Origin of the sequence: Butyrivibrio sp. TB (assembly GCF_900110805.1) — a bacterium.
In the GTDB taxonomy this organism is placed as follows: Bacteria; Bacillota; Clostridia; order Lachnospirales; family Lachnospiraceae; genus Butyrivibrio; species Butyrivibrio fibrisolvens_C.
Genome location: NZ_FOER01000001.1, coordinates 52,559 through 70,684, shown reverse-complemented (window position 1 = coordinate 70,684; position 18,126 = coordinate 52,559). Strand labels below are relative to the sequence as shown.

At 40.9% G+C, this 18,126-nt stretch carries 15 protein-coding genes; 1 reads left to right on the top strand and 14 read right to left on the bottom strand.

The window, feature by feature from the left end; genetic code table 11:
• Positions 1 to 89 precede the first annotated feature (89 nt).
• Positions 90 to 1,907 carry a translation elongation factor 4 gene (gene lepA, locus BMX21_RS00360; protein ID WP_092039927.1) on the bottom strand — a complete coding sequence of 606 codons (1,818 nt, stop codon included), beginning with the start codon at positions 1,905 to 1,907 and terminating at the stop codon, positions 90 to 92.
• Between the two features lie 319 nt (positions 1,908 to 2,226).
• On the opposite strand from lepA, the gene rpsT reads away from it, so the two are divergent.
• Positions 2,227 to 2,490 (top strand): 30S ribosomal protein S20, encoded by a 264-nt coding sequence (gene rpsT / locus BMX21_RS00355; RefSeq protein WP_022755149.1) that lies wholly within the window; start codon positions 2,227 to 2,229, stop codon positions 2,488 to 2,490.
• Positions 2,491 to 2,717: 227 nt separating this feature from the next.
• Here rpsT and BMX21_RS00350 read toward each other — a convergent pair whose 3' ends face one another.
• The 13 genes from BMX21_RS00350 to BMX21_RS00290 all read right to left on the bottom strand — a co-directional run bounded on the left by BMX21_RS00350 (position 2,718) and on the right by BMX21_RS00290 (position 18,008).
• Entirely contained in the window at positions 2,718 to 2,975 is a 258-nt protein-coding gene (locus tag BMX21_RS00350; RefSeq protein WP_022755148.1) for a hypothetical protein, read from the bottom strand.
• Positions 2,976 to 3,249: 274 nt separating this feature from the next.
• Positions 3,250 to 4,440 carry a CapA family protein gene (locus tag BMX21_RS00345; RefSeq protein ID WP_177173866.1) on the bottom strand — a complete coding sequence of 397 codons (1,191 nt, stop codon included), beginning with the start codon at positions 4,438 to 4,440 and terminating at the stop codon, positions 3,250 to 3,252.
• Positions 4,441 to 4,717: 277 nt separating this feature from the next.
• Complete coding sequence (locus BMX21_RS00340) at positions 4,718 to 5,668, bottom strand: TIGR03943 family putative permease subunit (RefSeq protein ID WP_177173865.1); 951 nt, start codon at positions 5,666 to 5,668, stop codon at positions 4,718 to 4,720.
• Positions 5,669 to 5,776: 108 nt separating this feature from the next.
• A complete protein-coding gene (locus BMX21_RS00335) occupies positions 5,777 to 7,027 on the bottom strand; it encodes a CobW family GTP-binding protein (protein ID WP_092039921.1) in 1,251 nt (416 codons plus the stop codon).
• A 279-nt stretch (positions 7,028 to 7,306) separates the two neighbouring features.
• A complete protein-coding gene (gene nadE / locus BMX21_RS00330; protein WP_242952836.1) occupies positions 7,307 to 8,095 on the bottom strand; it encodes an NAD(+) synthase in 789 nt (262 codons plus the stop codon).
• A 124-nt stretch (positions 8,096 to 8,219) separates the two neighbouring features.
• Positions 8,220 to 9,437, bottom strand: coding sequence for a nicotinate phosphoribosyltransferase (pncB, locus tag BMX21_RS00325; RefSeq protein ID WP_051199645.1), 1,218 nt, complete (start codon positions 9,435 to 9,437; stop codon positions 8,220 to 8,222).
• 96 nt (positions 9,438 to 9,533) lie between these two features.
• The gene (locus BMX21_RS00320) at positions 9,534 to 10,109 is read right to left on the bottom strand and encodes a cysteine hydrolase family protein (RefSeq protein WP_092039918.1); all 576 of its coding nucleotides are present in this window, start codon (positions 10,107 to 10,109) and stop codon (positions 9,534 to 9,536) included.
• A 270-nt stretch (positions 10,110 to 10,379) separates the two neighbouring features.
• Positions 10,380 to 11,147 carry an NUDIX hydrolase gene (locus tag BMX21_RS00315; RefSeq protein ID WP_092039915.1) on the bottom strand — a complete coding sequence of 256 codons (768 nt, stop codon included), beginning with the start codon at positions 11,145 to 11,147 and terminating at the stop codon, positions 10,380 to 10,382.
• A 338-nt stretch (positions 11,148 to 11,485) separates the two neighbouring features.
• Positions 11,486 to 12,337: a hypothetical protein gene (locus tag BMX21_RS00310; RefSeq protein WP_092039910.1), complete on the bottom strand. Its 852-nt coding sequence runs from the start codon at positions 12,335 to 12,337 to the stop codon at positions 11,486 to 11,488.
• A 548-nt stretch (positions 12,338 to 12,885) separates the two neighbouring features.
• Positions 12,886 to 14,250, bottom strand: a complete 1,365-nt coding sequence (locus BMX21_RS00305; protein ID WP_092039907.1) for a PFL family protein — start codon at positions 14,248 to 14,250, stop codon at positions 12,886 to 12,888.
• Between the two features lie 217 nt (positions 14,251 to 14,467).
• A complete protein-coding gene (locus BMX21_RS00300) occupies positions 14,468 to 14,740 on the bottom strand; it encodes an ACT domain-containing protein (protein ID WP_022755138.1) in 273 nt (90 codons plus the stop codon).
• Positions 14,741 to 14,896: 156 nt separating this feature from the next.
• Positions 14,897 to 15,694, bottom strand: coding sequence for an MBL fold metallo-hydrolase (locus BMX21_RS00295; RefSeq protein ID WP_092040368.1), 798 nt, complete (start codon positions 15,692 to 15,694; stop codon positions 14,897 to 14,899).
• A gap of 163 nt (positions 15,695 to 15,857) precedes the next feature.
• On the bottom strand, positions 15,858 to 18,008 hold the full coding sequence (locus BMX21_RS00290) for a cell division protein FtsA (protein WP_092039904.1): 2,151 nt from the start codon (positions 18,006 to 18,008) through the stop codon (positions 15,858 to 15,860).
• Positions 18,009 to 18,126: the final 118 nt, after the last annotated feature.

Below are 18,126 nucleotides of genomic sequence, written 5' to 3'. Positions count from 1 at the left end.
CTCATGCCGTGAGCATAGCGAGCGGCTAATGGTTCATAATCAAAAGGATCAAAAGATCATAAATCCCATGACCCTTTGATCCTACTTTATCATTTGGACTCGTCAAGTTTAAGAACATTAAGGAATGCATTCTGAGGTATCTCTACACTACCAACCTGACGCATCTTCTTTTTACCTTCCTTCTGTTTCTCAAGGAGTTTACGCTTACGGGAGATATCACCACCATAACACTTGGCAAGTACGTCTTTACGCATAGCCTTGACTGTCTCTCTTGCGATGACTTTGCCGCCAACTGCAGCCTGGATCGGAATCTCGAACAGGTGCCTCGGGATCTCTTCTTTTAGCTTCTCGCACATCTTACGGCCTCTTTCATAAGCGCCGTCCTTGTGTACGATAAAACTTAAAGCATCAACAGTTTCTTTGTTTATAAGAATATCAAGCTTAACAAGTGTTGATGGCTCATATCCTTTGATCTCATAGTCAAAAGATGCATAGCCTCGTGATCTTGACTTAAGTGCATCAAAGAAGTCGTAGATGATCTCGTTAAGTGGCAGCTCATATTTAAGGATCGCTCTTGTCTGCTCTACATAATCTGTTGAAAGGTACTTACCTCTTCTCTCCTGACACAGCTGCATGATAGATCCTATATACTCGGTTGTCACCATGATCTCACCATTTACAATAGGTTCCTCGATATGATCTATCTCAGAAGGATCAGGGAGGTTTGAAGGATTGGTCAGGTCAAAAGATGTACCGTCTGTCTTATATATCTTGTATACAACGCTGGGTGCTGTTGTTACAAGGTCAAGGTCATATTCTCTTTCAAGTCTCTCTTGAATAACCTCAAGATGAAGAAGTCCTAGGAATCCGCATCTAAAGCCAAATCCAAGAGCCTGTGATGTCTCCGGTTCATAGAACAAAGATGCATCGTTGAGCTGGAGCTTCTCAAGAGCATCACGAAGTTCAGGATATCTCGCAGAATCAGCCGGATAGATACCACAGTAAACCATAGGCATAACCTGTTTGTATCCCGGAAGAGCCTCATCACATGGCGTATCAGCTGATGTGACTGTATCACCAACTCGTGTGTCCTGAATATTCTTGATAGATGCTGTAAAATATCCTACCATACCTGCAGAGAGTTCTTCACAGGGAATGAACTGTCCGGGTCCAAAGTAACCTACTTCTACAACTTCTTCTACGGCACCTGTCTGCATGAACTTAACTTTCATGCCTTTTTTCAAAGTACCATCCTTGATCCTTACAAATACGATAACGCCTCTGTAGGAATCATATACAGAGTCGAATATAAGAGACTTAAGGGCAGCATCAGGATCTCCTGAAGGAGCAGGGATCTTATGAACTACTGCTTCAAGGACGTCATCTATACCAATACCGTTCTTGGCAGAGATAAGGGGTGCATCCTGAGCTTCGATACCTATAATATCCTCTATCTCATCCTTAACTTCCTGAGGCTGGGCACTGGGCAGATCGATCTTATTGATAACAGGGAATACATCAAGATCATGATCAAGTGCAAGATACACATTGGCAAGAGTCTGAGCCTCTACGCCCTGAGTAGCATCTACTACCAGTACAGCGCCGTCACAAGCAGCAAGTGATCTGCTGACTTCGTAGCCGAAGTCTACGTGACCTGGTGTATCTATCATGTTGAAGATGTACTCTTCTCCATCATTTGCCTTATATACCATACGTACAGCCTGGCTCTTTATAGTGATGCCACGCTCTCTTTCGATATCCATATTATCAAGTACCTGGGCGCTCATCTCTCTTTGAGTCAGTACTCCGGTTCTTTCTATAAGACGATCTGCAAGAGTGGATTTACCATGGTCGATATGTGCCACTATACAGAAATTTCTGATTTTGCTTTGATCTATTGCAGACATTTAGTTCCTCACTTCATGTATAAGATTAATATCGCAGGTTTGCAACTAATGCGGTGCATTCGATATGCCTTAAATAAAGGAGCAGTCAGGGCAATCACTCGCACTAAATCTATAAATTTTAGTTGTAAATCCTAATAGCTACGTTATAATATATCATGGATATAGCAAAATTTCCATGCAAAATCCTCAATTTACTTGACATTAGGCTCAAATTAATCTAAACTATATCCCGTATGTGAGCATTCGCTGTCCGTGTCCGGTCTGGATGTTCATCTCTATAAATAAAACAATAATTGAATTATATTATTCGGAGGTAATTATGGCTAATATCAAATCCGCCAAGAAGAGAGTTATCACAAGCGCAAAGCGTGCAGAACGTAATCAGGCTGTTAAGTCTGCTGTTAAGACAGAGATCAAGAAGGTAAGAGCTGCTATCGAAGCTGGCAATAAGGAAGAGGCTGCTAAGGCTCTTGTTAATGCTACATCTGCTATCGACAAGGCTGAGTCTAAGGGCGTATTCAAGAAGAACACAGCTTCTCGTAAAGTTTCTCGTCTTGCTCAGGCTGTTAACAAGATGAACTAATAGCTTTATAGATATTGAATTTCAAAAGACTCAATCATCCCCTCTGATGATTGAGTCTTTTTTCTTCTAAATGTTTGACATACCACATCTATCAGCAAGTTGCTGTCGAGAAAGATTTTGATCTTTTCTGACATTTTTAACCTTTATTCACGTTGAGGATTTAATTATCCTCACATAAAAAGTAAGACCTTCGGTTAATGCCGAAGGTCTTACTTTTTATGTGAATATCAAATTGTTCTGGCCCATGTGATCCCGTAGACAGATTCCATAAGCTTACGGATCTCGTTCATCATAACATTGCAGGCAGAATTCTCATCACCAAAGTGCATGAGACCGATCTTCTGCTTCTTATCTTTGAAGAACACATCCCATCCGTCAGAAACCTGTTCTATACAGATGCGGTTCTTGTGTTCTCCGCCAATCTTATAAAGCTTCTCAGGTACAAGATGTTCCTTAAAAAACTCTTTCAGTTCGTTTGTTGTCATACTCTGCTCCCTCCTACGACTATGAATTATCACACCAATATTATGGCGATACATTTTGTAAAATTAATTCGTATGAAAATTTTTGATTACTTTTTGATGTAGTTTTCATTACTACATATAATATATCACCATACTAGATGCTTGTCTAGTGTGCTAACTCGTTCATATTTGATCAAATTACGCAGTATATAAATTCATGTACAAATAATTTGATTAAATATAAATGAGCCAGTACACTATTCCTCTACAAGTCCCCAAATAACGATTTCCGGTATTATGACAATGGATGAACATATCCATTCTCATCCACCTCAACATCTATGGATATCGACTCTATATAGGTATAGATACGTTCTTTTTCTTCAGGAGTATCAGCAGCTGTTGTGACCCATCCGGACTGCGTTCCGGGGATGATCTGCACTTCCACGCTCTCAATAGTGTTGCCTATTCCGGATATCTCAACTTCAAGGAGCATTGTATCAAGGGTCTTCTCATTGAACCAGTAATTGCCAAGAGAATAGGCTACAAGCGCACCGTTATAGTATTCCATACCCTGAAGGCAATGAGAATGCGCGCCTATTATCACATCTGCGCCTGCATCGATATACTGACGGGCAGTTGATGTCTGAGCCTTCTCTAAAGTTGTAGAGTACTCTGTCCCCCAGTGAGGAAGCGCTATTACAAAATCTGCATTCTCAGATGCTTCCTGAATCTCAGCTATAAACTTCTCCGGATCATAGCAGCGAAGGATTCCGGGAGTAGTCGCAGTTGCTTCCGGCGTCATCTTATTCTTCTCAGCTCTTGATGCAGCTACGTATGCTATCGTAAGATCTCCAAGCTGCATATATACAGGACTTGATGCTTCGTCTATATTGCGGCCTGCCCCCACATACGGGATACCTGCATTATCAAGTGTCACAAGTGTATCAAGGAAAGCCTCTTCTCCGTAGTCATATACATGATTATTGGCAAGACCCACTATATCTACTCCCAGCTGACTTAGTATACTAACATTATCAGGATCCGCCCTAAAGGTATATGCCTTACCGGGCATGGGCGTTCCACCATATGAATAGGTGAACTCGTTATTGATCCACATGATATCTGCAGCGTTCATCTCATTTATAAAGTCTTCATCAATGCAGTTATAGATGTTGTCGCCATGGTTATGATAATAGACCATATTGGACCAGGTATCATCGAAGTTTATATCTCCTGCAAAGCAAAGGGTATAGCTAAAAGACTGTTGTACCTCATCATCAGCCATAGGCAAAGCTTCAGGCAATTCGCTATTTGCACTATTAGCATCATCTGTACTATTTGTAACATCCACAATATCAGATTTAGAAGCACCACTACTTATTGCAGATAATTCTTTAGGTGTAGTCCCACAAGCTGTAAGCAGCAGTAAACCTGCAAGTACGCAAGATGCTGCTCTTCTTGTAATTTCATTTTTTCTCATCATTTTATTCTTTCTTATCATTTTACTTTTATATAAAGGCTTAAGTTCAATTCATCGTATCCCCCGCTACAATACTAATTACTAATTATTATTATAACAAGAATACCGACCTTCAAACTACTTCATTTATCTTTCAGTTATTAAATTCATTAGCCTGACATTTGAAGTTTTTATTATCAATCTTTCCACCAAAAAAGACTCCATCCCCTTGGAGCTGTGATCACAAGGGGAGCGGAGTCTTTTTATGTAAATGGGTGTCTTTAATTTTTATACTACAAGATCAATCAGATAATATCGGCTGTGTAAAGTCTACAACAGGATTGGAAGGCTCTGTTGTAGGAACTACGGATACAGCCTTAAGTACAGGTCCTTCTCCGTTGTATTCCTTAACAAACTCTTTGCCAACTTCTGCGGTAACTTCTACCCAGTCCTTCTCATTAAGCTCATCAGTCTTGTCATAATCACAGGCAAAACCAAGGAACTGCATATCCTGTGCACAGCAGTTCATAGACAGACGGCCTGGCACGAATCTTCCCTTAGGAAGATCCTTAGGCTTAGCTACAAGGGCTTTAAATCTGACTTTCTTGCCTTTATAACGATCTGCATGTTCAAGTGCATCAAGATAGAACATCCCATAACCGTAGTTATTAAGTTCTATCGGATCTGCCTTAAGATCAAATGGAAGATCTTCATCAAGAGTTACATCAACTTCGCCGTTTCTGTCCTCAAATATAACTTCAGCCTGCTGATTGACTGCCTTAACATTTCTCTTAAATGCAGGGAGCTTTTCATTGAAGCCGTCACATCTGTTAAAGAGGATCATATCGCTCTTTCTGATCTGCTCTACGAGCATGGACTTCATGTTAGTATAGTACATCTCAAATGTAGAACAGTTGATCATAGTGATCTGCTGCTCAATATTCCAGTTCTTGGGAAGATGGATAGCTCTGGGATCCCACATTCCGTTGAACTCGATAAGAACACGCTCAGGATTATACTTGTTTTCAAAGCTCTGAAGCTTGGCAACAGTAAAATCCGACTCATCTTCTACTACAACTTTTACAGAATTGGTGGACTTAAGGAGTTTCTCCTCATAGTCATTCTCGCCCTCTTCACATACGACGATAAGAGTAAGACCATTACTGCGAAAATAAGGCTGCGCAATAGTATAACGGAAGAAATCCGTCTTACCGCTATCCAAAAAGCCATTGATGATATATACGGGTTTCATTTTAACTTTCCCTTTCATTCCAAACACGCGAACTACCTCGCTATAATAATATTTGAATCATTCCATAGAATAGAAATCTTCTTAAGGCTTCTATAAGCCTGACATTCCTTATCCTCTTCTGCGGAAAAGATCCTCAAGAGCATCTTCCTTAAGGCCAGAACCGATGACTACAATCTTGCCTGTTACATCAGCATGACCTTCACGGATCTGTGTCTCATCAGGAACATAATCAAACTCGATCCACTTGCCATCAGCATCTTCAACCATACCTTTAGAACGAAGTACTACGCCATACTTCTCATCATCGGAAAGCTTATCAAGCATTGTCTCGATGTCTGCTTTTGAGTACTTAACAGGAGTTTCAAGAGCCCAGCTCTGGAATACCTCGTCAGCATCGTGTCCGCCGTGGTGGTGATGATGGTGATGATGGTGGTGTGCATCACTGTGATGAACCACAACGCCCTCTTCATCAGCCTCTGCTTCATGATGGTGGTGATGATGTTCATGCTCATCTTCATCATCGTCATCATGGTGATGGTGATGATGTTCGTGCTCGTCTTCATCATCATCGTCATCGTGGTGATGGTGGTGATGCTCGTGCTCGTCTTCATCATCGTCGTCGTGATGATGGTGGTGATGCTCATGCTCATCTTCATCATCGTCGTCATCGTGGTGATGGTGGTGATGCTCGTGCTCGTCTTCATCATCGTCGTCATCATGCTGTCTCATCATCTCTTCAAGGAGCTCTTTTTCCAGGTCATGATTACCTTCGAATGTATCAAGGATCTCCTTGCCATCAAGTTCTGAAAGAGGAGTTGTGATGATAGTAGCCTTCTTGTTAAGAGTACGGATAAGCTCTACAACCTCTTCGATCTTGGCATCATCAGCCTTATCTGTACGTGTGAGGATGATAGTGCCAGCGCTTTCAATCTGGTTAGTGAAGAACTCACCAAAATTCTTGATATAAACCTTAGCTTTAGTAACATCTACAACTGTTACAGCGCTGTTGAGTATCATATCAGGGAACTTCTCAGTAACATTCTTAATAGCTTCAGCAACATCAGAAAGCTTACCAACTCCTGAAGGCTCGATAAGGATGCGCTCAGGTGAGTACTTATTCATGATCTCTGTAAGATTAGTATCGAAGTCACCAACAAGTGAGCAGCAGATACAACCTGCGTTCATCTCGCGGATCTCGATTCCTGTCTGCTGAAGGAATCCGCCATCTACGCCAACTTCACCAAACTCATTCTCTATAAGAACTGTCTTAGTGCCTGAAAGAGCTTCTGCAAGGAGCTTCTTGATAAGAGTTGTCTTACCTGCTCCAAGGAAACCGGAGATAATGTCTACCTTTGTCATAATATATTCAACCTTCTTTCTGAATTATAATTTACTAGGTTCTTCCCGCTTGGGAGATTTAAGTAATAAGTTGTTCACATTGTAATTGCAAATCTTTTGCAACAACACCAATTTTATTCCTCATGTTAGCCATAGTCAATAAGCTTAAGCTTAAAAAAATCTAAACAAAGCCTTTATTTTATTGTACATAATTATCGCTACAAGCAATAAAAACACACAAAGATCATTGGATGATTACGATGATCTTTGTGTGTTATATTTTCACAAAATTTGAACCCTTTATTTAAATACAGCAGCCTTGGCTCTTTCAGGATATGGATGCGGCATTTCTGTAAGCTTATGAAGATTAGCTCTGTACTTACGCTGGATCTTATCAAGGATCTCGCCTTCAGGCTCTTCTCCATCAAGGATATAGCTGTCAAGCGCAGCGTAGGTGAATCCAAGATTATCCTCGTCTGTCTTACCACACAGGCCGTCAGAAGGAGCTTTCCTTATAAGAGTCTCAGGAACTCCGAATTCTTTGCACAAGATAAGTCCCATCTCTATGACTTCCCTCACTGCAAAAGCATGAAGTATGCTAAAGTCTCCGGCATGATCACCGAACTTGGTAGAATATCCTACATAATTCTCAGAAAGATTGCAGGTATTGGTAACAAGTCCGCCACTTGGAAGGCTCTGAGCCACTGCATATAAGGTTGTCATACGAACCCTTGGATCAATATTGGTAAGAGTATCCCTTGTAGGCTCCACACCTGCAGCTTTGAGACCTTCTATCATCCCGTCAACAGCTGCTTTTATATTGACTGTATAGTTCGTAACTCCAAGACACTTACATACCATCTCAGAATCATCAATATCAGGCTGCTGACCTTTAGGCATCTTAACAGCTACTACTCTGTCCTTGCCAAGAGCTTTTACAAGAAGCATTGCACATACAGTAGAATCTTTGCCTCCGGATATGCCTATTACAGCCTTCTTGTCCTTGAATGGTTCAAAGTAGTCTCTGATCCAGCTTACGATATGATTAATTGCTTCTGCCGGTTCTATTTTCATTACAGTTGTACTCATTGATATTCCTCCATGCCGGTTACTCATCGACTTTATGCGTTAATTCTTTTTTTGTTTTATTAAACGTACCTTCAGAAATCCGCACTAGCTCCGGATTTCGTAAAACGATGATTGTATAAATTGATCATTCATGATCCATACGCCACTTGATGCTGCGCTTTAAGTAGTCAACATATTCAGGATTCTTGCACATGCCCTTGCCGTCTACATCAGATAGCTTAGCTACATCCTGACCATTGCAGAATGTTGTCTTCATAACGATGTTAAGGGCCGGAACATTGGTATCATTAGCAATATATGTACCTATTCCAAATGCAACTTTGGCCTTGCCTTTAAAGTGATCTGCAATAGCAGCAGCCTTTTCAAAATTAAGACTGTCTGAGAAAAGAAGTGTCTTGGTCATAGGATCAATATCAAGAGCCTTGTAATGCTCTATCATCTTCTCACCCCATTCAATAGGATCTGCAGAATCATGCCTTACGCCACTGAAAAGTGTTGCATATGTAAGCTGGAAATCTCTAAGGAAGCAGTCTGTTGTGATAGTATCTGTAAGAGCTATACCATTGAGCACTCCGTACTCCCTAACCCAGGCATCAAGTGCATACCAGTTAGAATATGCAGGATTGTGCTTGTGATTGCCCTGGCCTGTGCACATGATCCACTCATGAGCCATTGTTCCTACAGGTGTGATACCAAACTTCATTGCAAGATATACATTTGATGTACCTATAAAATTACTCTTACACTGTGTATCTTTTCCATCATGAAGGTGAGAGAACTTCTCAACAGCAAGCTCCTGAGCCTGTCTTGAAAGTCTTCTTCTAAGACCAAATTCAGAGAATGTCCCAAGATTGTAACGATTTGAGCGAACATCCTCAAACTTCTTATCAAGTCTTTCTTTGAAAGATTCAAGAAGATCATCATAGTCATACTGCATACGGAAGTATACTTCATTGACGATTGCAAGTGTAGGAATCTCATACATTGAAGTATTGAGCCAGGTTCCGCTTGTTTCGATGCCAAGACCGCACTCAGCATCAGTTGTGATGGTAAAGTCCTCGAATCTTGGCTGCCATAATCTAAGGAAATCTACATAAGAATCCTGGATCCACTTGATGCTTCTAAGATATTCAAGCTCATCCTCGTTAAATCTAAGATCACAGTACAAACGAAGCTGCCTTTTGATCTCTTCTACCATTTCATCTGTAAAATGCACATCCTTGTTTCTGCACTTAAAAGTCCATGTTGTAGTATAACTTGGGAACTGGTGATAGATTGCCTGTCCCATGCTGAATTTGTAAAGATCTGTTTCCAATAAACTTGTGATTATCTGTTCTAACATACCATTTTCTCCTTTTTTGGTAACCCATTATTATGAGGTAGGTGCCAAAAGTTCCTTTTGACACCATATAACTACCGGATTGTTATGTATAACTACTTATCTCCAAGGTTCCTGTCCCTTGTTAAGGATGTGAATCTGACAAGCTTCCATTGCTTTGATCGCTGTATCATGACTTTCAGGAGTTACACCTGCGCTGCAGGCTGCATCTACATATATAGGAAGATTGGGATTAAATGCCTTGACCAAAAGTGCATTGCTGATAACACATATATCTGTGCACAGTCCGCAGAGTTCTACGCTCTCTATAGTCTTGTCCCTTGAACACATCTCAGCGATTCTCTGGCCCAGCTGTACACTTCCGAAGGTCTCCTTGTTGAGCCTTATAGCATTGGATGTGTAGTTGCCAAAAGCAGATGCGATATTCCATCCATAAGAATCCTCTATGCAGTGTGGTACCGGAAGGTTAGCGCCCTCTTCCGAATTCATATATGTATCATCATAGTGAGTATCTCTTGTAAAAATAACCTCATCCCCGTCCTCGTACGCTTTTGCGACTTTCTTGACACAGCCATCTACAATCTTGGGAGCTTCCTTACTTCCAAGTGCCCCATCAATGAAATCGTTCTGCATGTCTACAATAACTATAATCTTCTTCCCGCCATTCTTACTCATATTTCCATCCTCCTTTAAACTTCTCATTAGTATATATCGCTCACAAAGCTTTCATGCCTTGAGTAAATACTATTTGTTTATTTTTAACCTCATGTCACGAGCAAAGCGAGTGACTAATGGTTCGACATTGGCTTAGCTCGCGACACCAATTCGGGTTTGAAAGTGGAACACTTTCAAACTTTATTCTTCTAGTGTGCTGACTCGTTCATATTTGATTAAATATAAATGAGCCAGTACACTATTCTATAATCCATTTAATACACTACAGAGTCATCTGACTTTGCAATACAGCTGCGCTGCCCTTGCAGAATACTTATTACTTGTCTTGCCTGTAGGTACGACTATCCCTGTATCCACATACTTCTTAATGAACTCTCGCCTGAAATTGGCTGTATCTAGTGACTTGAACAGCACTGCCTCATGTATACTCTTAAGTTCGTGTATAGTAAAAGACTTATCATCCTGCAGCAGTGAAAATGCATCCTGTGTATATTCAATCCTACCTGCAAGTCTTTCAAGCGCAGTCTTTATTATTGTAGCATGGTCGAATGCAAGTTGTTCCTCTGATATGTAAAAATAATCTCTGACAAGATAAAGTTTCTCAGTACCTTTGTCATCGCACTCTTTCCTAACTTCAAATACAGCTGCATCTGCTTCCTTGTCTCCTGCAACAACTTCAAGGCTCTTATTGGGAACGAAAGCCATATAAGAAATCGATATTACTCTCATCCTTGGATCCCTGTCTACATCTCCAAAAGATCCAAACTGTACAATCGGAAAGCCGTTAGCCCCGGTCTCTTCATAAAGCTTACTTGCTGCAGACTGGTCTATGGACTCATCCATGTTTATAAAACCTCCCGGAAGCGCCCAGTGATCTTTGTATGGATAAGTGCCTCTTTTTATCAGAAGTATACAAAGCTTCTTGTCCTCAGACATTGTGAAGACTACTATATCTGTTGTGATCGACGGCTTCTTATATTTGTCCGGGTTATATTTTTTTAAAAATTCCTCTTCTTCTATCGATTCCGGCTTGTACATCAGTTCTCCTTCGATATTTCATATGGTCGTTTTGACTATATTCAATATAGTCTATTTGACCATATGATGCAAGAGTGAATATTGTACAAAAAAGAGGAGCATTGCCTGTTTATTATATAGTCATTTTGACTATTTAAATTGTCAATATGACTTTTTGAACTAAAATCAGCTAATATAAACCATGCGAAATTACAGGACGTAATTAAAGCATGTCCAGAAATGCATGGCTTCAGCATAAAGGCAGCAACTGCGCAAAAAAGCCACGCCGCCTCGAACGAAGTAGGTATCATCCGTTCTTAGCGCGTGGCTTTATATCTTTAGACAAAAGAAAAATCAGATCATCCCTCAAATACCGGATGGAAAGCATCCATGCACTTTACAGTTCCCTCTCTTGCTTCCTTAGGGCAGCAAAGTGCAAGATATCTGTCGCCTTCAATCTGATGAACTTCCGGTCCAAGATCAGGAAGAAGACATGTGATAGAATGGCCTCCAAAGTTATTGACCATCTCATACATGATTCCATAGCGGTATCCAAGTGTGAGCACTTCACTTGCTTTGGTCTGATAGCTGTAAGCAAGAAGTGAGAAAGTGATGAAATATCCCTCATATAACTTAAGAAGAGCCCATTTGATAAGCTCAGGATTAGAATCGATCATTCTCTCTTCATCATATTTATGAGAATAGAAGTCACAGATTCTCTCGTGTCTGTATGAAGGCTTGCCATTGGTCCAGCTTGTAACAAAATCGCACTGAAGCTCGCAATAAAAGCCTCTCATAGAGTAGTCCTTAGCTCTTTTCTTTAATTCTTCATAAGCACGCTCCATAGCTGCAAAAGCTCTTGGATTCTTAACGGCAACCTTGTCCCAGTTATCACGAACATAAGCCATCTTAAGATTATTATCAAGGATCATACCAAGATTATATAAAGCAGGGAAGTTGTACTTGCCATGAGTACGGATATACTTGGCAACCATACGGATGTAGGTTCCGGACTCCATAGATCTGACGCTCTGCATAACAGATACGAGATCAAAGATACTTCCTGTCATTTGTGCAACGCTCTCCTTGGTCTCTGTGCAGTTCATCTCCTGCAGGATAAGGTTGGCAACATTATTATTTTTAACAAAAAAATCAGCCATTTTATCCGCGTCATTTTTGCGTATAACTTTAAATGATTCTGTAAGATTCATGGAAATAGTTCCTCCCTGAAAATATCTGTAATTCCTATAAATAATGCATTTGCAGATCCCCATCCGCATTTTAACGCATCTTTTACAATATAAAGTAAAATACAGGTCTATGCAACGATAATTCTGTAGAAATATTCCCGATTTTTATCAGATAAAGTTAGGAATAATTCTAAAACGAAAATCGTGGTTTCTTTTTGGGACGCCACGATATCATGATTATAATCATATTACTAGTTATATTGAATTATGCACAATTTATAAAACGTGTTTTTATACATTATTGCCAAATATCACTTTTGAACGTGCTACATTCTTCTTTAAAAATAATGGTTAAATACCTAGATTCTTATAAAATAACCCGTCACAGCTATAGTAAACGACTTTAGAAAATGCCTTATGCCAATTATCTAATACCAATTATCTAAGGCCAGTTATCTAAGGCTGGCATTTAATTACTGGCATTTGATTATTTGCATTTGATAACTGGCAAAGTGCATATTCTTAAGTCGTTACTATAAGTGACGGGTTAACTCATAGTCTTTATTATATTAGTTCTTGAATGAATGAACAGGTGCAGGTATCCTACCGCCTCTGTTTACAAATGCACTGCAATCGAACTGATTAACGGGCATTATAGGAGCATGTCCTAAAAGTCCGCCAAATTCTACACTGTCACCGACTTTCTTGCCAATGCAAGGGATAAGTCTTACTGCTGTAGTCTTCTGATTGATCATACCGATAGCCATCTCATCCGCAATGATACCTGCAATAGTTGTAGCCTTAGTATCTCCGGGGATTGCGATCATATCAAGGCCTACAGAGCATACACAGGTCATGGCTTCAAGCTTCTCAATAGTAAGAGCACCGGCTTCTACAGCATCGATCATACCCTGATCTTCACTTACAGGGATGAAAGCACCTGAAAGACCGCCTACATAAGAAGATGCCATTACGCCGCCTTTTTTGACCTGATCGTTAAGAAGTGCAAGTGCTGCTGTTGTTCCGGGAGCACCGGCGTGCTCAAGGCCTATCTCGCACAGGATATCCGCTACAGAATCTCCAATAGCAGGAGTCGGTGCAAGAGACAGATCTACGATTCCAAACGGGACGCCGAGTCTCTTGGAAGCTTCTCTTGCTACAAGCTGACCTACTCTTGTAACCTTGAATGCAGTCTTCTTGATGGTCTCACACAGTACTTCAAAATTCTCTCCGCGAACCTTGGAAAGAGCTGTCTTAACAACGCCGGGGCCTGATACACCAACATTGATGATCCTGTCTGCTTCTGTTACGCCATGGAAAGCGCCTGCCATAAACGGATTGTCATCAGGAGCATTACAGAATACTACAAGCTTGGCACATCCATTGACTTCAATATGCTCAGAAGCCTTGGCTGTCTCAAGGACCATCTCTCCCATAAGGCGGACAGCATCCATATTGATACCTGTCTTGGTCGAACCAACATTGACAGAGCTGCAGATAAGCTCAGTCTGTGAGAGAGCCTGTGGGATAGACCTTATAAGAAGCTCGTCAGCCTTGGTCATGCCCTTACTTACAAGTGCAGAATAACCGCCGATGAAGTTAACTCCTACTTCATGTGCTACCTTATCAAGAGTCTTAGCAATCTTTACAAAATCCTCTGAAGTCTTGCAGGCAGCTCCGCCTATGATAGCTATAGGTGTTACGGATATTCTCTTATTGACGATCGGAATTCCAAACTCCTTGGAGATCTGCTCACCGGTAGCAACAAGATCCTTGGCACTATTGTAGATCTTGTCATGGATCTTCTCGCAGAGCTTATCAAGATCAGAGTCTATACAATCGAGAAGGCTTATGCCCATGGTTATAGTACGGACATCAAGGTTCTCTTTTTCTATCATGTCATTAGTTTCAGAAACTTCTCTAATATTAATCATGTGCGTCCTTTCTCATATGGCGGGGATGTATTTCTAAGTGCCTGATTACAGGAAGTAATTAGTACTTGTCCAGAAGTGCATGGATGCACTTCTAAGTACCAAGATTACAGGATGTAATCAGTACATGTATAGAAGTGCACGGATGCACTTCTAAGTACCTGATTACAGGATGTAATCAGCACTTGCCTAGAAATACATGGATGTATTTCTAAGTGCCTTATATCCTATGCATTGAATCAAATATATCTTCGCGCTGCATTTTGATCACAACGCCCATCTCATCTCCGACCTTGGAAAGTTCTTCTTCGATTTTTCCAAACTCAGCATCAAGACCTGTTACATCAACGATCATCATCATATTAAAATACCCCGACACGATCGTCTGTGAGATATCGAGAATGTTGACCTTCTCAGAAGCCAGATAAGTACATACTCTGGCGATAATGCCCACGGTATCTTTGCCGACTACAGTTATAATTGCTCTTTTCATGACTGCTTCTCCTTTATATTACATATATAAATATGCTGTTTTAGGTTTTCAATACTCTCGTTTTATTACTCGCAGAATTCTCTGTTTTTTAACTTGTTTAGATCATTCAGAGCCATACTTTTACAAATGTTTTGCCAAAGTATAATTACTATCGTATCAGATCTCGATCACCTGAGAGACTTCACTTCTCTTAGCAACGTAAAGCGGTATATCGCTGCTATGATATGGATTGTCTCCCATATCTATCGCAAGTCTTACTGTCTCATATGCCAGTTCCGGAAGATTATTCTTGTCAGAAAGATGACCAAGAACTATACCTTTCATATGATCATTAAGTAGCTTGCATAAAAGCTCTCCTGACATATCATTGGACAGATGGCCCTGATTTCCTGCGATTCTCATCTTGAGCTGATATGGATAAGGTCCTGTCTGAAGCATCCTCACATCATGATTGGCTTCAAGCAGCAGTGCATCCATGTCCTGAAGACATCCTACTATATAGTCATCGTAGGAGCCAAGGTCTGTAGCTACAGCACATTTTCTTCCTTCGCATGCAATCCTGAATCCTACAGGTTCTCTTGCATCATGTGAAATTTTCATTGGATTTATTGTTATATCGCCCAGAATAACGGGCTCGTCGCTTCTTATTACGTGGAACTCTTTATCTAACATCTCGCCGTTCTTGTCGGCTTCTCTTATTCCCTGAATAGTTCCCTGTGTTGCATACACCGGAATGTCATACTTCTTCAAGATAAGACGAAGAGCCGCGATATGATCTGAATGTTCGTGAGTTATGAATATACCATTTATATCAGGAAGATCCACATCAAGACTATTAAGACCATCTATGATCCTCTTCCTGCTGCATCCTGCATCTATCAGAATATGAGTACCAGCAGACCCTATATAAGTACTGTTCCCGCTACTGCCGGATGACAGGCTTACAAATCTCATTCTTTCTCTTCCCCTATCTTCTATTTTTGTTATTATCAGATTAACCCTCCTAACAGAATACATCATCTTGCATAAGAATTCATCATCAAACTTTACCAAATAAAAAAAAGAGGCAGCCCCTAAATTAGTTATTAAGGCTACCTCTACGTTATCGCATTACATATTATTTTTTCCAATACACTTCGATATTGTCTCCCTCAGCGATTGGCTGCATATAGTTGGGAGAGCTGCCGTTGAGCATAGTCACGATGCCCCTTCCCTGCGGTTTACTAAGGTCAAAATCGATATAATCAAACACATCTACAAAGATATAATTAGCCTTGTTATGAAGAGTCACCGGAGATCCATTGACTATAACATGAAGGTCATGAGCCAGAATATTCTTGACAGGCGTTATATCATCAACCTCTTTATCCATGGCACTTTGGTCAAAGTCCTTGTCTTCTGCGATCGCAGCTTCGCCGGCATTTTCAAAGGCTTCTTCATTCTCCTGTTCCATGGCTACCACGTCAGCATCCGGAATATCCTTATAGTAGTCCATGATCGCATCTTCTCTTAGCTTGAACTCAACCTTGAAATTCTCATATACAGGAGTATCAGGGCCTGCCTCTTCATTATTGATCATGATAAGAGTATCAGGTGTTATCTCGATATCCAGAAGTTTTGCAATCTGCTCTGCTGTATCATAATCAAGTATCTTAACATCATCACCGGGTTTTATCTTGTAGTAAGAAGTCTGAGGCTGACCATCAACAGTAGCAAATCGTGAAGCCATGACTTCTTTGCCATCAACGTTGACCTTAAATGTAGACTTGAACTCATTAAGTGCGCCGATCTCCATTTGCCCCGGGTCGCCGGCTGTAGAGGGCTTAACCTCTATGATATCATTGGCCTTTATCTTACTGTGGATATCTGCAGGCTTGCCATTGAGCATGATAACTGCAGATTCTCCGGGATGTCCGGGTACCGACTTCTCTTCACCGTTGAGTGTGAATTTAAGAGCCTGACCTCTCTTTGGGAAAAGATCTTCATTCGGAAATGCAGCCTGCATGGCAGCATCAACGATCTGAAGCTTGCCATTGTCATAGATCTTGGTCTGAGCGCCGTTAAATGAAACAAATACAAAGTTGTTGGTATCTTCATAGTAGCTCATGCAGATACCCAAGGGTGTAACCATAAGCGAGTCCCTTGACACGTCACCTGCATTAAGAAACTGGAAATCTTTCATGACCTCTTCGCCCCTTAGAGCGACTCTTTCTTCCGAGATCTCCATATCCCTTGCTATAGCCTGTGTATATCCTTTAACGCAGCCGCCACCTCCAACTACGAATACTGCGCTTACAGGCTTGTCACCATTAAGGCGCTTTATTTCTTTGGTCACATCATCTGCCATCTTGTCAACAAGAGGCTTGATAGCAGTATCAACTTCGTCCTTACTTATAGTCTTTTCAAGACCCATGATATCAGTATATGTAACAGTGTCATGGGTTGATGCGTCTATCTTGATCTTGTCTGCTGTATTAAAATCAACCAGGCAGTGATGAGCGATAGCTTCTGTAAGATGATCGCCTGCTGTAGGGATCATGCCATATGCTGTTATAGTACCGCCATCTGTTACGCATATATCTGATGTTCCGGCACCCACATCTATAAGAGCCAGATTCAATAGTCTGAACTTCTCAGGTATAGCAACCATGATAGCTGCAATAGGCTCCAGCGTCAGATTAGCTACAGAAAGCTCTGCCCTCTCACACGCCTTATAAAGGCCATCTACAACATCATCCGGAAGGAAAGTTGCGATAAGTTCTACTTTGACCTTACCGCCGTTATGGCCTTCAAGATTACCGATCTGATAATCATTCAGATAATAATGAAGAACAGAATAGCCTACCAGATAGAACTTAAGATCAGACTCATTGTTTTTGATAAACTCCTGATAAGCCTGTTCCACAGCCTTAGAATCAAGGTTATAGATATCCTCATCTGTAATGGATCTGGTATCATCAAGAACCTCTTCATAAGAAGTCTCAACTGTTCTAAGAACTCGTCCCGCTGCAGCGATACATACATCTGTAAGATGTATATCTGTCTCAGACTCAAGTTCATTTTTTATAGTTCTGATCGTCGCACCGACCTTGCCTATGTCATGAATCTGTCCATCCAGCATAGCTCTAGTCTCATGCCCTCTTGATTTCTGGGCGATGACAAAGAACTTACCATCCTTCATATATCCGACAGTTCCGACTACATTCCTCGTACCTATATCAAGGCCGAATACTACGTTTTGATCTTTCTGTTCAAGACTTTGTGGCATGTTCTAGTCCTCCTGCAGACTATGGCACATCAGTTCAAAGGAAGATGACTACAATCATCCTTATAATACAATTCGTATATATTCAAATAATCATGGAACTTAAATAACCCTACGCTTT